Here is a 17391-nt window from a genome sequence, read left to right on the forward strand (position 1 = left end):
GAAACGGGGCATGACATGAACCGTTCACGTCATGCCCCTCTCTCTCAAAACGTTATTTCGCTGCTACTGCGGCGCGTGCTTCTTTCCAGCGTTTGTTGTAATCGGCGAATACTTTGGCTACATCGTCCGCCATAATGACATCCTGTGCAAAGCCGCTTGTATCGAATTGCATTTTGTTGCCGATGCTTACATACTCGTCGCTCTCCGCTACCATTTCAACCACTTGCGGCTTGAAGGACATGAATTCCGCCAGCTGCGGCAGCTTGGATTCTTTATCCTTCAGCACCGGAATGAAGCCGCCGAAATCGTCATAACCGGATTCCTCAACGAGCCATTTCAAGAAGGCTTTAGCTGTTTCCACATTTGCGCTGTTCTTGCTGACTGCATAAGCGTAATCAGGGCTTAGGAGTGCTTTTGCCTCGCCGCTGTTGTCAATTGGAAGTGGGAAGAAACCGACATCCTCGGACTTCGCGCCGTTATCGATGACTTGATTGATGACCCAGTTGCCAAGGAGGTACATCGCAGTCGTGCCGGAAGCAACGTCCTTCTTCGAACCTTCCCAGTTCGTGGACATGAGATCTTTCTCCACGTAGCCTTTATCCACGATCGTCTTAATGATATTCATCGCTTTCCAGTGCGGGCCGTCTACAGGGAACGGCTCGTCTTGACCGGCCATCGTGTTGTGCAGACCCGGGTCATTCGCGAACAGGAACGCTTCTTGATCCCAGCCCATGAGCGGCCATTTGTCCTTGAAGTTCGTGGAGAGTGCAACGATACCGGCTGCTTTGAGCTTCTCGCAAGCGGCATAGAACTCATCCAATGTTTTCGGAACAGCGGTAATGCCTGCTTTCTCGAAGGCTTTCTTGTTGTAGGTAATTCCCATCGCGGAGCTTCCGGACACGATACCGTAAGTAGAGCCGTCCTGCGTGTAATTTTCTTTAAAATAAATGCGGTCGTTCAGGCCCAAGTCATCCAGCGGAGCGAAGAACTCCGGCAAATTCGCTTTCGTTACCGTCTTCGGAACGAGAATGACATCAGGCAGCTCATTGGATGCCAGACGCACCTTCATCGATTCCTCGTAGTCCTTGATCGCTTCGAATTCCACCGTTGCCTCCGGGTACTTCTCTTTGAACCGCTTGGCGTATTCCTTCAGCTCGGTTTCGACTAAATCCGTACGGTTCGTCGCGAATACGATCTTCCCTTTAATCGCGCTCTCCGCAGCCGGTTCAGCTTCGTTCGTCGCAGCCTCGTTCGTCGTTGTATTGGTCGTGCTCTCTGTCGCTGCCGCTTCTTTATTCCCCTCGTTACTCTCGTTGTTGCCGCCTGATGAACAGCCTGCAAGCGCGGCCCCGAATACAACCGTCGACAACACCAATGATGCCCACTTCTTCATTTCCTTCTTCCCCCTCATTCGTACTGGAGCGTTTTGTTATCGTTTACATTTTGAATTATGGAGGAATTTGAGAACGCTTTCCATGCAGCCGTTTTGTATTTATTGTCTTCTTTTTGGGTACCGTCCGCTACTGGCTGCCGCTCGTCTGATTCCTGTATTTCTGCGGCGTGACGCCGACTGTTTTCTTAAACAGCTTGTTGAAGTAGATGCCGTCCGCATAACCTACGAGCTCGCCGATCTGGTAAGCCTTGAGGTCGAGCCTGTCCTTCAGGTATTCCTTCGCTTTGGCCATGCGAACCGAAGTGATATACTCCGTAATGGTTTGATTCGTCTCCCGCTTGAATAGGAAGCTGAGGTAGCTCGCGTTTAAGAAGACGGTCTCCGAGAGCGCGGTCAGCTCGATTTCCTCCCGGTAATGCTCCTGAATCCACAGCTTGACCGTCTCGATGACGCGTTTGCTGCTTGCATTGCGGGTCGGCTCCAGCGCCTTCACCACTTGATCGACGATCGCGATCAGCCATTCCTTCAAATCTCGCATCGCAAAATGAGAGGCAACTGTCCGATGAAAATCAAACGTCGCCCCCTGCAGCTCATAGAGCGCATCCAAGAAGCCGTCGATCTTGGTCGTGAGCGTGTAGAACAAATGTCCGGCCATATGCATGATCTCGTCATAGCCGGCTTTCCCCCGCTCCGCTTCCGCGAAGAACAGCGGAATAACAGTCTTGATCGTCTGAGAGTCGAGCATCTCGCATGCCGTCTTAAACTGCTCGTCGAGCGCAGGCATATTGAATTTCCACTGCTCTGCCTTCGCGGGCAGATCCTTCAAATTCATCGCGAACGTCTCGCGTTCCTTATAAAATTGATGCCTGCTCGCGGCAAGCCCTTCTACGTAGGCGCCATGCCAAGAGCCGCCGACATGCGGCAGCACGCTTTCCCCGATGGCGATAAAGCCGCCGCTGCGGTTGTGCATATAGTCCATCAGCCGAAGACTGATGGCGCGTACGCTCTTCTCGGGCTGCTTGCCGTCCTCCTGAACGGAAAGCAGTACCGCGATGAGGTTATTGTCCATGACGACGACATGATGAAACATCGCTTTGATCTCATCAAGGTAATGCAGCAAGCTCTCATGAGCGAGCATATTCGAGGTGCGGAATACGATTACGGCGCCTCGGCCGGATTGCAGCTCAGGCAGCAAGCTCGGTGCTGCATGCTCGCCGGCACCGCCGCTTTGGAGCAGCTTTCTCAGCTGCTCCTCCAGCTCATGGCCTCTCTGCTGCCTAGCCGCCAAGGCCAGCTGTTCCTCGTTCTCTCGCCGCTCCGACAGCTGCCTGTCCACGGTCTGCAGCAGCTTCGACAGTTCCTGCAGATCGACCGGCTTAATCATATAATCATCGACGCCAAACTGAATGGCTTTGCGCGCATATTCAAAGTCGTTATAGCCGCTCAGAATCAAACATCGGATACCGGGCAGCTTCTCCTTCACAAGCTCGATGAACCGCAGCCCGTCCATGTAAGGCATCTTGATATCCGTAATGATGAGATCCACCTGCAGATCCGGTGCGCCGATTGCTGCCAGCGCTTCGGCTCCGTCCTCATAGCTGCCGACAATCCGGTAGTCGCTCGAGAATCTCGTAATCATTTTCTCCAGACCGAGCCTTATAATTTCTTCATCATCCACGATGGCGATGTTGAGCATTGTTATACTCCCCCAGTATTCTGTTCTATGCTGTGCGCGGCCGACGGATAAGGCAATGAGAGCGTCACGATCGTGCCCTCGCCGACACGGCTGTCGATCGCAACGCCGTATGAGTTCCCGTACCGCAGCTTAATGCGCTCGTTCACGTTCTTCAGGCCAATACCGGATTTCATCTCTGTTTGCTCCGTTTGCCCGTTCAAATAGTGCTGCAGATGCCGGAGCGTATGCGGATTGATCCCGTTGCCCTCGTCCTGGATGTGAATATGCAGCAGCTCGCTCTCCAGTGTCGCGTAGACGCGGATATGCACCTTCGCTTTCTTGCCTTCCACGCCGTGCAGGATCGCATTCTCCACGATCGGCTGGAACGTCAGCTTCAGCATGTGATAGCTCAGTACCTCAGGAGGCAAATCCGCTTCCCACTGGAATTGGTTCTTGAAGCGGTATTTGAGCAGATCGAGATAATTGCCCAGATGCTGGAGCTCCTCCTGCACCGTTACCATTTCTTTGCCGCGGTTAATGCTGTACTGCATGAGCTTGCCGAGAATGAAGGTCATATCGGCCACATCGTTATCGTCGTTTAAGATGGCCTTCATCCGAATGGTCTCCAGCGTGTTATAGATAAAATGCGGATTGATTTGGCTTTGCAGCGCTTCGAGCTCGGCTTCGTTCTTGCGGTTCTGGATGACGTAAATCTCGTCGATCAGGTCTTTGATCCGCCTCAGCATTCGGTTGAACTGGGTGCCCAGCACGCCGATTTCATCCTTATTCTTGACCCGGAAGCTGATATCGAGGTTGCCTTGCTGGACAGCGCCCATCAGACTCGACAGCTTGCGGAGCGGATGCGTGAGCCGGAACGAAATCACGATCGAAACGATGAGTGCGACGATCATGATAATAATCGTTAAACCCGTTGTAAGGTTGCGTGTAATCTTCGCGTCCTTATGCAGATGCTTGACCGGGATATAGACAATTGTTCGCCAGCCGGTTATTTTGGACTCGTTGTAGGTCGCAATATAGCTTTCGCCGTCAATCGTAGTTTCCACGCTGCCTTGCGTTCCCTTAATGTCCGCGAGCAGCTGCGGGTCGGAGAGCGGCGTGCCGATCGACTTCTTGAGACTGTCGTAGATGACCTGATGCGCATTGTCGATGATGAGCGTCCTTCCTTTGGTGATGGAATCCATCTGCTTCACCGTATCCTCGATGATGCTCAGCTTCGTATCGACAACGATGGTGCCGATCGACTTATAGGAGCTGACGTCGCGGATATCCCGAATAACGGAGAATACGTAGTAGGGGGTATGGCCCGGAATCGAGATCTCCTGCGTGCTCAGAATGACCGGATTCCCTTTGCTTTGCGCGGCCAGCTTCTTCCATTCGGGGAATTGTTCCTTGAGGTCGGAGCGGACTGAATCCGTTTTCATTCTGTAAAAGACGTTGCCGTAGAGATCCAAAATATACGTGGAGCTCATATCTTTGTTCATGTTGTTCATGAGGCCGATATAGAAATCGATCTTCTTCTGCTTCGACAAATCGAGGCTCGGCGAGACGAGAAACTGCTGCAGCTCGGAGGAGAACAAGGGGATCTTCGTAATCATCATCATGTTGGAAATGTTCTCTTCGAGCTTGCTCTGGAAGTTGTAAATCGCTTCGTTCATGTATTTCGTCGTATTGTCATTGATCGAACTGATATAGTTTTGGTAAGAGATATAACTGATGGCTATGATGGGACTGATAATGAGAAAGAGGAACACTGCCGTCAGCTTCTTCTGCATACTGTTTTGCACCATAAAAAAAGACCATAACCGCCTAATCGAACCGCGCATGAGCCATCCTCGCCATCATCCTATTTTCAGTACATCGTACATCACCTCTCTTGTCCTAGCAATGTAAATAATAGAAATAGATTCGTCGCCGGGCGAAAAAAAACCGCGCCTTCGCAAGGAAGGCTCGGCATTGCAAGCGCAGGATATGCTGCTAAATGTTGCGTCGATATTGGCCTCCGACCTCATAGAGCGCATGGGTGATTTGCCCGAGGCTCGCTGTTTTGACCGTTTCCATCAGCTCCTCGAACAAATTGCCGCCGCTAATTGCGATCTGCTTCAGCCGCTGCAATGCTTCAGGCGCGGCCTGTTTGTGTTGTTCATGGAAGCTGCGCAAGCCGGCGATCTGCTGCTCCTTCTCCTCTTCCGTTGCCCGCGCTACCTGCAGCCCCGCGACATGCTCCTCGGGCAGCGGATTCAGAAACGTATTCACGCCGATGATGGGCAGCTCGCCGCTGTGCTTCTTCATTTCGTAGACGTACGATTCGTCTTGGATTTTGCCCCGCTGATATTGCGACTCCATCGCCCCGAGCACGCCGCCTCGCACATGCAGCCGTTCGAATTCCAGCAGCACCGCTTCCTCTACCAAATCCGTCAGCTGCTCGATGAGATACGAGCCCTGCAGCAGATTCTCGCAGCGCATCAGACCGAGCTCCTTGTTAATAATGAGCTGGATCGCCATCGCTCTTCGGACTGCTTCCTCGGACGGCGTCGTGACGGCTTCATCATACGAGTTCGTGTGCAGGGAATTGCAATTGTCCATAATCGCCATCAGCGCTTGGAGCGAGGTGCGAATGTCGTTGAAGTCCACCTCCTGCGCGTGGAGCGAGCGGCCCGAGGTCTGTATATGGTACTTCAGCTTCTGGCTTCGCTCATCGGCACCATACCGATCCCGCATCACGACCGACCAAATTCGCCGTGCTACTCTGCCGATTACCGAATACTCGGCGTCCAGCCCGTTGCTGAAGAAGAACGATAGGTTCGGCGCAAACGCATTGATCGGCATCCCCCTGCTTAGATAATACTCGACATACGTAAATCCGTTTGCCAGTGTGAACGCAAGCTGCGTAATGGGATTCGCGCCCGCCTCCGCGATATGGTAACCGGAGATCGACACGGAGTAGTAATTGCGGACCTCATGATCGATAAAATACTGCTGGATATCGCCCATCATCCGAAGCGCGAACGGCATGGAGAAGAGGCATGTATTCTGCCCTTGATCTTCCTTGAGAATGTCCGCTTGCACGGTGCCGCGAACGGCGTGGAGGGTTTGCTTGCGGACAGCCGCAGTTTCCTCCGGGGTGAGCCCGCGGCCGAGCTTGCTTGCTGCCGCCTCCAGCTGCTGTTCGATGGCGATATTCAGAAACATCGCCAGCAGCATCGGCGCCGGTCCGTTGATCGTCATCGAAACCGACGTTGCCGGATGGCAGAGCTGAAAACCGGCGTACAGCTTGCGCATGTCGTCGAGCGTGCATACGCTGACGCCGCTCTCGCCGATTTTGCCATAGATGTCGGGTCTGTATGCGGGATCTTCACCGTACAAGGTTACCGAGTCGAAGGCGGTGCTGAGCCGTTTGGCCTGCTCGCCCTTGGAGAGGTAGTGGAATCTGCGATTTGTCCGTTCCGGAGTACCTTCGCCGGCGAATTGACGCTTCGGGTCTTCCCCCTCGCGCTTGAACGGGAATACGCCTGCCGTGTACGGAAACTCGCCGGGGCGGTTCTCGCTGTACGTCCAGTGGATGAGCTGGCCCCAATCCTCGTAGGACGGGAGTGTGACCCGCGGTATGTCGAGGCCGGACAGGCTTTTGGTGTACAGCTCGTTCGTGATCGTTTGGCCCCGAATCGCAGTGGTGAGCGTTTGGGCTCGGTACGCTTCAGCTATCGCGGGCCACTGCTCCAGCATCGATCGGGACGCTTCATTGAGCTTGCCGTAATGCGCGTCGCGCAGCCGCTCAAGCGAAGGGAGCACGGACTCGTCGCCAACCGATCGTGCCGCTTCAATCGCGCCATCGATGCGGTAGCACATGCGCGCGGCCGCGGCTTGCTCCGCGGTCAGCCGGTTGTAGCGCCGCACCGTTTGCACGATTTCACTCAGATAGCCGCTGCGTTCATCCGGGATGATCGTTTGCTTCTGCGATGGTTTGGATGCGGCGATGGTGGGGGACGCACCCGCCTCGCTGGCCGGACTGCCCGCACCTGTCGCCATGGTCGCGTTCGCCGCGCCTGCTCCCGCGTCTTCGCTTCGATCGCCAAGCTTCTGCATAACGGCCGCGAACAGCCGGCTCATGCCCGCATCGTTGAATTGGCTCGCGTTCGTGCCGTACACCGGCATGTCCTGCCAATTCCGGTCAAACTGCTGCCGGCTGCGCTGGACCTGCTTCTTCACCTCGCGCAGCGCGTCCTCCGAGCCGCGGCGATCGAACTTATTAATGACGATCAGATCGCCGTAATCGATCATCTCAATCTTCTCCAGCTGGCTGGGCGCGCCGAATTCACTCGTCATGACATAGACCGAGAGATCCGCCACCGCCGTTATTTGGTTATCCGCTTGGCCAATACCGCTCGTCTCCACGACGATCAGATCATAGCCTGCGGCTTTCGCCGTTAGGATGGCGTCCGCGATAGCCGCGGACAGCTCCGATCTTGACCCGCGGGTCGCGAAGCTCCGCATGAACACGCGGTCCGAATACACCGCGTTCATCCGAATGCGGTCGCCAAGCAGCGCGCCGCCGGTCTTCTGTTTGGTCGGATCGACCGACAATACGGCAATCGTCTTATCAGGGTCATGCTGCAGATAGCGGTGCACGAACTCGTCGGTCAGGGAGCTTTTTCCCGCGCCGCCTGTGCCTGTAATGCCCAGAACAGGCGTATCCCCGGCTGCCAGAGCAACCTCCGCGAACAGCTCTGCGAGCCGCGCGGCCTCATCCGCAGAGGCAGCTGTCACTCGATGCTCGGCCAGGGTCATGAAGCTCGCGGTCGTACGGTCAATTCGAGCGGCAAGCGCCGCCGGATTATCCCCGAAATCAGCTACTGTCGAATAATCGCAAGCCTCCAGCATGACGTTAATCATGCCTTGCAGCCCAAGACGCCTTCCATCCTCGGGAGAGAAAATGCGCGCTACGCCGTAACGATGAAGCTCATCCGCTTCGGCAGGCAGAATGACGCCCCCGCCTCCCCCGAATATTCGAATATGGCCTGCGCCGGACTCCCGGAGCAAATCCACCATGTATTTAAAAAATGCCACATGCCCGCCCTGATACGAGGATACCGCGATTCCCTGCACATCCTCTTGGATGGCTGCTTTTATAATTTCCCGAACGGAGCGATTATGCCCCAGATGGATGACCTCTGCCCCGCTCGCCTGCAATATCCGTCGCATGATCGTAATCGATGCGTCATGCCCATCGAACAATGCGGATGCCGTAACGAAACGAATCTGATGTACCGGCACATACCGACCGACCTCTTCGTTCATACCGATCGCCTCCGAATGCTAGCGTTGTCTGTTATCTTTATGCGGCTCCGAGTGCCCTTATATCCAAAAAGCCGCCTCCTTCACCATGTGAAGGGGCGGCTCATCGCTGATCCGGCTGTCATTCCTTATTCGCTTCCGACACGCGGTATGCGCCGTATATGGCCAAATCGTCCTCGCCCAGATGCTCGGGGATCTCGACATTGGGTGTATCCAGCGCTTCATGGATTCGCATCCACAGCAGCGTTCGTTCATAACGCTGATGGATGCTGCCGAACGGGTAGCTCTCCAGGAGCGCCTTCGCTTCGACAAACGAGCCCCTAGAAACCAGCATCGCTGCCTTGCGCTCCACCAGCCCGTCGTCCTGCAGCGCATCCACCTGCTTGAACCAGCGCTCCCGCTCCTCCAGCGTGGAATGCCCGATCGCTTCCAGCGTCAGATCCCGCTCGATGAACAGCTGCGGATGCAGCCGCCATGCTGCGGATTCGATGCTATCGTACGCGACTCTAGACGCTTCGTAATTCTGCTTCAGAACGCGAAGCAGCCTTCCGAGCAATGCATATGCGCAGTCCAATTCCAATGTTTGCAGCAGCTGAATCGCAACATCCATCTGATCCTGCGCCGCCAGCCAAACCGCTCGGTAGTAGGTCCAGAGCGAGCGGTTCGTTTCGTCCGCATCTGCCGCCCCTGCCCAGTGCAGCGCCTCGCCGAGCCGCTCCATCCCGGATGGAGGCCAGCAGCCGCTCTCCGGTTCAGGCGGAGCTGAACACGCCCCACTTACACCGCTGCCGCTGCCATCGTAAGCGGACAAAAGCGCAAGCCAAGGCAGCGTTGTATCCCGCTTTACCCAGTCGAACATCGGTACTCGGCTAAGCTCCACGAGCTGTGGAGCCGGCAGCGAAATCGCCCGGATGTCCAGCGGCTCCGTGCTTGGCAGCCAAAACTCCACATGCGAATGCCGCGCACCCGGCTGCAGCTTGTTATTGTCCGCCTGCTCCAGCAGCGGCCCTGCTTGAATCTCGACATAGCTCTCTTTACGCTGCGCTGTCTGATGCGCCCAAGCTTCATGTCGCCCCGTACCATACAACCATAGCTTCATCCCCGGTGTTACAGCGGGATCCGCAATATGGTAAAGGCCGCTTCCCAGACTCGGCGTGTACATCCCGAATGCCGTGCAGTCGGATGTCTTCCAGAAGAATCCCTGCATCCGATCGAAATCCGCCAAGCGATATTGTCGATCCGCGCTCCACTCCAGCTCCTCGAGCACATCGGCATGCCGCAGCACGCGGCCGGTCGGAAAATGAAACTGAGAATCCGCACGCGCCGGAAGTGCCGCATTCGACCAAGACATCCATGCATGCGCCTGCGAAGTGGGATTCGTGAACGTTGTCCGCTGCGTCAAGAAACGGTCCCGCTCTCCGAGCGAATACTCCACCGTCCAGTGCATCCCATAGCGCACTTCCCGCTCCCCGCACCAGACATACAGCCGATCGCCGATTTGCTCGGCAGCGGCATGCACCGCTTCGATCTGCACAGGTGTATGTGCAATCGGAAAGCTTACTTCAATGCCGCCGCTGATGAATGCCATGCGGGGCAAGATGCGCACCGGCCGTACCGAGCCTGCATGGAATAAAATCTCTTTGCCGCTGGCTTTATCGATGATGGAATGGATTTTACCGCCTAAATCCGGACATACCGTTACCTTCAGCCAGTCATTCTCGATGGCAATCATGCGCAGCTTGCGAAGCACCGGCCGCTCGGCTGTCTCGCTAAAGCTCACATACGGATAGATGCCTTCTTCATCGCAGATGGTTGGGACAGGGCCGCATGGCTGCGACTCGTGAACGAGTATCGGTTCCCGCCACTCGACTCGTTTCAGCATGACAAATCGCCTTGCTTGCAGGCATAAATCAACTGATTCACGCGCTCCCGCATGCGCAGCAGCCAAGCGCTGCCTTTCTCATAGTCCCTAAACGTGAGCGGTCCCGCCATATCCTCTTCCAGCAGCGCCACCGTTGCTTCTTTGCCAATACAGCTCTCCAGCAACTGCAGCGCCCGAACATCTTGGAAAGCCTCGCGCAGCACTTCCAGACGAATGGACCCGATCGGTCCATCCTTACCCGGATAAACCAAGAATGCATCCCCTGAAGGGAAAGCATGATCAGCATCGGTTACCGTGAAGGGATCGATCGCTCGGCGCGAACGCTGCGAGTACCAGTGATTGTAGCCCCAGTGCAGGAACCCTTGAATATTGTGCTTGTACAGCTGAACGCCGATTATTCGGTTGCGGGCCGATGGCATGTTGAAGAAGCGGTTCGACTCATTATGCTTGTACTCGCAGCAGCAATAATACGCCCAGAGCGGATCCGCCTCGCCGGCAATGTAGGTGTGAATATGTTCGGTGGATACAACGGGATGCGTCAGCAGCCCTTTCTCATAGAACGCATACTCGGATAAGGCATCGATAATCGGAAAATCGCCGTCAAACAACGAGCGGACAAGCGTGCTTGCGCTCGTGTACGATGCCAAGTCATGAAGCGTCGGCTCATCGGACAGATGAAAATAACAGCTTCGCTCGAGGCCATTCAAGCGAATGAACTGCACCAATTCCGGAATGAACCGCACGAGGAATCGCTTGTATTCCTCTCCGGCAGCATCGGTCTCCCAGCCGAAAATTTGCACATACTCACCCTCGACCTCCGCCATGATCTTCGGCGCATGCTTCGCCCCCCACTGCGTGAACAAGTGGGAAAACTCGAAGCGCTGAATACCGTTGCGGCGGCAAAGTTCAACCCATCTCTCCAGCAGCGAATAATCAAATCGATACTCTCGTTCAGGCCCGTTGCCGACGCACTTCACGCCAATTAACTGGACAGTCGGACGATATTTCCCGTAATCCAGTTCAAGCGGCGGCGAGAACAGCGGCGTCAAAATTAAGTTCATGCCGTATTCGGCGTAATGAGCGACATAGGTCTCAATGATGCGCCAGTGCGCTTCCGAGAAGATCTCAACCTTGTACTGCGTGGCAAGGCAGTCGAAATAGAACCATTCCGTATGGAGCAGACGCTGCTCCGGCAGTTCCGCATCCATAACCCGAAGCCGGAAAGACTCCGATCCTAGCTCCACGCCGGATTCATCCGCAAATCGGATTACGATGGCATGATCGCCGGGAGCGACATCGCCGGCGCCTCCGAGCTTAACGGTAACCCATACAGACCGCCACTGCTTCGGGAGCGCATGAACAGTACCATTCTCAAGCGGATAAAGGGGATCCGGATAAAGCCCCGGCGTAGCCCGCAGCAGATAATCGTCGGGATCGTTATAGTTTGTCAGCTCGGAAGGCGCCAGGCCGACGCTTCTAATCGAGACGGCATCCGCCAAGTCCGGTGATTCGGCGACTACCCGAATGTTCTTCATCAAGTAAGCGGCGCGGTACGCAACCTGGAAGGAATAATATTCGCCAAGCAGCGCCGAGCCTTCAACACATGCGGACTCATTCAGCTCCTCGTCGGCGAATACCTTCACCAGCGAATGCATGCATCTCGTCTCAAAAGTCTGAGTCATGTTATCCCTCCTCCGACAGTGCCTGCAGCAGTTTGCGGTGCACATGCTCGAAGTGCGCCGGATCCTCATTGGCTTCGTTAAAGCTGATCAAACAGCTATGCGTCAGCCCATCCGCAAACGCCTTATCCTTCTTCGCGAGCTGCTTCAGGAGTTCATAATCTTCGATGCCTGCGCGCATTGCCTCTAAGCGCACGCTGCCAATCGGACCGTTCGTTCCCGGAAACGTGATATGCGTATCCCCCGGCGGGAAGCAGAGATCCGTCTGTTCGTAGGGATCTTTGTCATCGTCGCAATGATTAAGTCCCCAGTGCAGGAACCCTTCCAAATCATATTTATAATTGCCCCAATGCAAGTAACGCGTCCGCAGCAAAGGCATGTCCCACAAGCGATTCATCGAAGAGCCGCCGGGGAAGCAGCAAGTATAGAACCACAGCTTATCGCCAAGCGATCTCAGCTTCTCGAACTGCTCGCGATGCTCGAGGTAGTAAATGTTTTTCGGCACCAGAATGTCGACAGAACCGGCCAGATCATAAGTCTCAACCGCTTCAAGGAGCGGAATGCCCGGCATGAACTTCCGAACGATACCCGATAGGATGCGATACTCCTCCACGCTGGTCCCGATCGGCTCGTCCGCTACATGCTGCACCAGCTTGCTCAGCCAGCCATTCTGTTCGAGGAACGTCCGCCATGCAGGCAGAAACTGCGACAAATAGGCATACCCTTCTGTCGATACCGCCTTCAGCGCCTCTCCGCCGTTCCATGTATTCCATATGAAAAATTCGGAGCCCCAGAAGTCTTTGCGCCCTGCAACCAGGCCGCCTTCGATATGAGTAAATCCAAGACTGAAGTACAGCCGAATGAGCCGTTCTGCCCGATCGAAATTGAACTGATACCGATCCTCGCCAACCAGGTTCACCTGAACCGCATCCATCGGAACCCAGAAATGCGTTTGCCGAGCGCGGCGCATCAATCTGCCGTACTTCTCGATCATCGCCCAATGCCTTTCCGACCACAGCTCCGCGTTATAGCGCTTAGCCATGTTCGGCAGACTGAACCAGTTGGTGACCGCAAGCGTCTCCTCGGCAGGCACCACAGCCTGATAGACCTCGATTTCGACCGGGATAAGGCAAGTTTCTTCTCCGATCGTAACGGACAGTTCACCCGAATAATTGCCGGCTTCGGCATCAACCGGTATCTCCCAGCACAGATACAGCGCTTCTGTAGCGGCACGAGTGACGACGCCCTCCGTCAGCGGATTCATCGCTTCATACACCCGGAAAGGCGCCTGACGCGTCGTGTATCCTTCAGCCGATTCGCCTTCGTTCACGCAATGGCTGATCGGCCCGGTATTCTTTTCCACGAAAATATCAATTAATTGATAGACCTCCGGCTGACGCAAAAATACACTGCCGGTCGAACGTACAAACTCGCAATGAATCTCGGCATTTGGCGCTGCGCCGTTCAATAGAATCTGGCATGCGGCATAGCTGCCTCTTGCCGTTGCCAGCTTGATCGCCGTGTTGCCGCCCTCCGAAACGATGCTGTCAGGGTAGATCCATTCATTCATGCTGAATACTTGATAATTCATGCGTGCTGTTCCTCCCGGTCTAATCGCTATTCGAGTGCTTCGTTAACGAATCCGCCTTCATGCTCGGTGAACGATCGATAATCCTGCCTGACGAGCTCCCCTACAGGTTTGATTGTCGTTCGATCCATGTGATAGATGCCGAAGGTATCAATCCAATTATTGTGGTTCACATACCAATCATACATAATCCAGTAATCAATGCCAGCCACGAATCCGTCTTTATTTCTCGTGCCATCCGGCAAAATGACCGCTCGCTCCATTAAAGCCTTCAGCGTTTCCTTATAGGTCTCGATTTGGGTATCGCCCACGATGTTGTTTTCACCGGACCAGTGTCCATATTCGGTGTTTACGATTGGCTTATTCGGCCACTGCCGATGGGCATCTTCTAAGAATTGACGGGTTCCTTCGTAATAAGTGCCCCCGTGAAAAATGCCAAAGTACATCGTCCAGCTCGCCACATCCAGCGGCTCCATCGATGGGTCATGCGCGCCGGGCTGATCGGCCGCAGCGCTTTGCGTCGTCAAACGACCATCCGGGTAGCTTGTCTTCAGATCATGGACAAGCCTTTTATTATAGACGGTCCGCAGCTCCACCTCGACCGATTCATTCTGGGTGCTCCACATAAGCACGGAAGGACGATTGTATTGCGAGAATACCATTTCCCGCCACATTTGGTCGCTCAGCCGCTTCTCTTCCTGCACCTCGAAATGCTCCCGCGTAAATTGCCACAGCGGAATTTCGCTTGCCGTGGCGAGTCCGAGCCGATCGAGCAGCATGCCCGTAAAGACATGGTTTGGATAATGGGCCGTACGCACGTAGTTGACATGCAGTTCTTCTTTCATTTGGACCAAGTCATCGCGAATGCGATCCCATGCGGCTGTACGGCCGTAGTCCGGCCACTCCTCATGGCGGGCGATACCGGCTAGAAAGATCGCACGCTTGTTAAGCAGCATATCGGTTCCTTGTGTCGTGATGGTCCGAATGCCGAATTGCGTATGGAAGCAATCCGTTGTCTGCCCCTCCGTATTCGAAAGCTTGAATTCCGCAATGTATAAATTCGGCTGCCGGAACGCCCACAGCTTCGCATCCTCCACCCTTGCGCTCAAAACAACCGCTCTCGTCTCTCTCGCTCGCAGCGTTAGCCGGGCGGATAGTTCGCCGTTCCATGCTGCCTGAGCGCCCTTGATCTGCGAGGCGTACGGGGAGCCGAGAAATGCATCCGCCTTTTGATCCGCCTCAAACAACGAGCCTTGCAGCTTACAAGCAGCAGGCAGGTCTGAGCGGTTCTCCACGATTGCCGTCACCCGTAAATTCCCTTCTACATCAAGCGAAACGACATCTACTCTAGCCAGATGGCAAGGAGCGCTGCCGCTCACATAGAGATCATGGATGATACCGGTATAGTTGAAAAAGTCCGTGCCCGCCGTAGCCGGAATAATATCGTTTCTGCTGCCCCAAGGCGGATTATCCACGCGAATGACGATGATGTTCTCGCCGCCATAACGGACATGCAGCGAAAGATCGAGGGCAAATGGCGTATAACCGCCTTCATGATAGCCGATCCATTTGCCGTTCACCCACACATCAGCAACGTAGCTTATGGATAGTGCATGGAGCGTAACCGCTTTGCCGGTCCATTCCGTTCCCAGCTTGAACGAACGGCGGTACCAGACACCGTTTTCATAGGTTTCGCTTGAGTTTGCTGCCTCAATGCCTTGAAGCTTATTCTCGGGAATAGGCAGCATGATCGTTTCCCATGCGGAATCGTTGTAGCTGATTTCCGTACGGCCTCCCGCTTCCTCCCTTGCTTGCACAAACCAGCGCTCATCGCGCGCGGACATCGAGAAATCATGGTCGGCCTCGAAACGCTGCTTCTTCCATGCGCCGGCCAAATCCAGCTTTAACCTATCCTGCGGATCGAAGGAAGGAACGGGAATCCCGTTCTGAAATGGAACATGAACCCCGTCTATCGGCTGCAGCGACAATGTTGTTTGAATGCCGGTATAGGCGCAAATCGGATCTGTCATCGCATGAATCCCCCTAAGCTCGTTTAGATTGCCGGACCATAGTTTCCGTCTTCCGGTTGATAGATTCGAATATAGTCTACTTCCAGCGTCTGCGGAAATACGGTCGTTTCATCCGGATACCCCGGCCAATTGCCGCCGACCGCCAGATTCAGCATCAGATAGAACGGCTTGTTGAACGGAGCCGGATATGGCTCGACTGCGGAAGTTTCCGTCTCCCGCGTATACCACTCGCTGCTCTTATAGAACAACCGGCCATCGATGTACCAGCGCATCTGAGTCGGCGTCCAATCCACGGTGAACGTATGGAAATCATCGGCGAAAATGCCTTCTTCCAACGTATAGCAGTCGCCTTTATAGTAATGCGGATTGCCCATATGAAGCGTGCCATGCACTTTGTTCGGTTCATGCCCGCACATTTCCATAATGTCGATCTCGCCCGCACTCGGCCAGTCGCCATGAACCTGCAGATCGGTAGACATCATCCAGAAGGCCGGCCAAATACCTTGTCCATACGGCAGCCTGGCGCGAATCTCAAAACGTCCATACGTCCAATCCGCCTTATTCCGCGTAACCAGCTTCGCTGACGTATACGGGCTTCCCTCGTATTCCTCTTTGATCGCTTTAATAATCAGCTTCGAGTCCTCGATATAAGCGTTTCTAGCTTCTCTCGTATAATACTGCAGCTCATTATTGCCCCAGCCATGGCCATCGATATCATAATCCCAACGTGACAAATCAATCTCCGGCCTATCGAACTCTTCGTTCCATACCAGCTTCCATCCGTTATCGGACACCTCAAAATTGTTCGTTGTCATTGTTGTACCTCCAATGTTTTATTTAGTACGCGCAGCGTACACTGCACAGCGATCCAGCCCCCAAGAGCGTCATTCTCCCGTAATCCCCGTACGGTCCACTCCCTCCACAAACCAACGCTGCAGCAAGAAGTACACAACCAGCAGCGGCGCGATCGTCAGCATCGTTCCTGCCATCTTGATCGCCTCGTTCAGCTGGCTGCCCGGCGTGCCCGGCGGGAACATCTTCGAGTAGCTGTCGCTGAATCGCTGCAGCTCCAGAGGCAGAATCGTTAGCGAATTGCCGAAATACAGCGCCGCCAAATACGATTCGTTCCAGTACCAGACGAACGAGAACAAGAAGACGATAATGAAGGCCGGACCGGCCGTCGGAACAGCGATCCGATAAAACATTTTAAAATAACCCGCGCCGTCGATCTGAGCCGCTTCTTCCAATACGGCGGGCAGCTTTTTGAAAAATTGGTAGAAAATCATGATGAATAGCGCGCCTTTCAGCCCCTGGCCCAGAAGCGCCGGATAAATAAACGTCTGCAGCGTGCCTAGCAAATGATAGTCCTTAAACATCAAGTAAGTAGGAATCATCGTCACCTGCGGCGGGATGACAAAGGTGGCGATCATAAGCACGAACCACAGCCGCTTGAGCGGAAAGTCGAAGCGCGCGAAGCCGTACCCGATAACGGCAGACATAACGGTTTGCGCAACCGCAGGAACGCTCGCCACCAGAATCGTCTGTAGCAGCGTTTTATTGAAATCCAGAACTTGCAGCGCTTTCGTGTAGTTCTCGGTATACAGCTCGGTCGGTATCCATTTCACCATCGAGTTTACCAAGTCGTCGAGGCTCATAAAACTGTTTACGAACATATAAAGCAGCGGATATAAGTAAATAAACCCGATTCCAATGAGAAGCAGATAGACGACCGCTTTAAAGACCAGTCCGTCATTCTCTCCTACGCCGAACACGATCTTGCGGATACGGCTCAGCACGGCCCTTATGCTTGGATTCACCATACTGTCCCCTC

General features: G+C 54.6%; 10 protein-coding genes. All 10 read right to left on the minus strand.

The genetic code is table 11. The annotated features are described in order from the left end of the window. Positions 1-52 precede the first annotated feature (52 nt). The gene (locus I8J30_RS22665) at positions 53-1393 is read right to left on the minus strand and encodes an ABC transporter substrate-binding protein (protein WP_091223789.1); all 1341 of its coding nucleotides are present in this window, start codon (positions 1391-1393) and stop codon (positions 53-55) included. Between the two features lie 127 nt (positions 1394-1520). After that, positions 1521-3089 (minus strand): response regulator, encoded by a 1569-nt coding sequence (locus I8J30_RS22670; protein ID WP_210662005.1) that lies wholly within the window; start codon positions 3087-3089, stop codon positions 1521-1523. A gap of 2 nt (positions 3090-3091) precedes the next feature. Next, the gene (locus I8J30_RS22675) at positions 3092-4861 is read right to left on the minus strand and encodes a cache domain-containing sensor histidine kinase (RefSeq protein ID WP_210662007.1); all 1770 of its coding nucleotides are present in this window, start codon (positions 4859-4861) and stop codon (positions 3092-3094) included. Positions 4862-5063: 202 nt separating this feature from the next. Further along, entirely contained in the window at positions 5064-8384 is a 3321-nt protein-coding gene (icmF, locus tag I8J30_RS22680; RefSeq protein WP_210662008.1) for a fused isobutyryl-CoA mutase/GTPase IcmF, read from the minus strand. Positions 8385-8502: 118 nt separating this feature from the next. Next, positions 8503-10263 (minus strand): DUF5107 domain-containing protein, encoded by a 1761-nt coding sequence (locus I8J30_RS22685; RefSeq protein WP_210662010.1) that lies wholly within the window; start codon positions 10261-10263, stop codon positions 8503-8505. Next, positions 10257-11945, minus strand: coding sequence for a DUF4091 domain-containing protein (locus I8J30_RS22690; RefSeq protein ID WP_210662013.1), 1689 nt, complete (start codon positions 11943-11945; stop codon positions 10257-10259). The genes I8J30_RS22685 and I8J30_RS22690 overlap by 7 nt, the downstream gene beginning before the upstream one ends. A gap of 1 nt (position 11946) precedes the next feature. Beyond that, positions 11947-13533 (minus strand): DUF4091 domain-containing protein, encoded by a 1587-nt coding sequence (locus tag I8J30_RS22695; RefSeq protein WP_210662015.1) that lies wholly within the window; start codon positions 13531-13533, stop codon positions 11947-11949. 26 nt (positions 13534-13559) lie between these two features. Next, a complete protein-coding gene (locus I8J30_RS22700; RefSeq protein WP_210662017.1) occupies positions 13560-15560 on the minus strand; it encodes a glycoside hydrolase family 2 TIM barrel-domain containing protein in 2001 nt (666 codons plus the stop codon). Between the two features lie 23 nt (positions 15561-15583). Continuing rightward, the gene (locus tag I8J30_RS22705) at positions 15584-16375 is read right to left on the minus strand and encodes a glycoside hydrolase family 16 protein (protein ID WP_210662019.1); all 792 of its coding nucleotides are present in this window, start codon (positions 16373-16375) and stop codon (positions 15584-15586) included. 69 nt (positions 16376-16444) lie between these two features. Next, positions 16445-17380 carry a carbohydrate ABC transporter permease gene (locus tag I8J30_RS22710; protein WP_210662021.1) on the minus strand — a complete coding sequence of 312 codons (936 nt, stop codon included), beginning with the start codon at positions 17378-17380 and terminating at the stop codon, positions 16445-16447. Between the last annotated feature and the right edge of the window lie 11 nt (positions 17381-17391).

Origin of the sequence: Paenibacillus lignilyticus (assembly GCF_017942085.1) — a bacterium.
Lineage (GTDB): Bacteria > Bacillota > Bacilli > Paenibacillales > Paenibacillaceae > Paenibacillus_Z > Paenibacillus_Z lignilyticus.

What these genes read in the sequence shown, in the direction of transcription:
- I8J30_RS22710 (WP_210662021.1), bottom strand. Translation starts at nt 17,380, where the DNA reads ATGGTGAATCCAAGCATAAGGGCCGTGCTGAGCCGTATCCGCAAGATC.
- I8J30_RS22675 (WP_210662007.1), bottom strand. Translation starts at nt 4,861, where the DNA reads ATGCAGAAGAAGCTGACGGCAGTGTTCCTCTTTCTCATTATCAGTCCC.
- icmF (WP_210662008.1), bottom strand. Translation starts at nt 8,384, where the DNA reads ATGAACGAAGAGGTCGGTCGGTATGTGCCGGTACATCAGATTCGTTTC.
- I8J30_RS22670 (WP_210662005.1), bottom strand. Translation starts at nt 3,089, where the DNA reads ATGCTCAACATCGCCATCGTGGATGATGAAGAAATTATAAGGCTCGGT.
- I8J30_RS22695 (WP_210662015.1), bottom strand. Translation starts at nt 13,533, where the DNA reads ATGAATTATCAAGTATTCAGCATGAATGAATGGATCTACCCTGACAGC.
- I8J30_RS22700 (WP_210662017.1), bottom strand. Translation starts at nt 15,560, where the DNA reads ATGACAGATCCGATTTGCGCCTATACCGGCATTCAAACAACATTGTCG.
- I8J30_RS22685 (WP_210662010.1), bottom strand. Translation starts at nt 10,263, where the DNA reads ATGCTGAAACGAGTCGAGTGGCGGGAACCGATACTCGTTCACGAGTCG.
- I8J30_RS22665 (WP_091223789.1), bottom strand. Translation starts at nt 1,393, where the DNA reads ATGAAGAAGTGGGCATCATTGGTGTTGTCGACGGTTGTATTCGGGGCC.
- I8J30_RS22690 (WP_210662013.1), bottom strand. Translation starts at nt 11,945, where the DNA reads ATGACTCAGACTTTTGAGACGAGATGCATGCATTCGCTGGTGAAGGTA.
- I8J30_RS22705 (WP_210662019.1), bottom strand. Translation starts at nt 16,375, where the DNA reads ATGACAACGAACAATTTTGAGGTGTCCGATAACGGATGGAAGCTGGTA.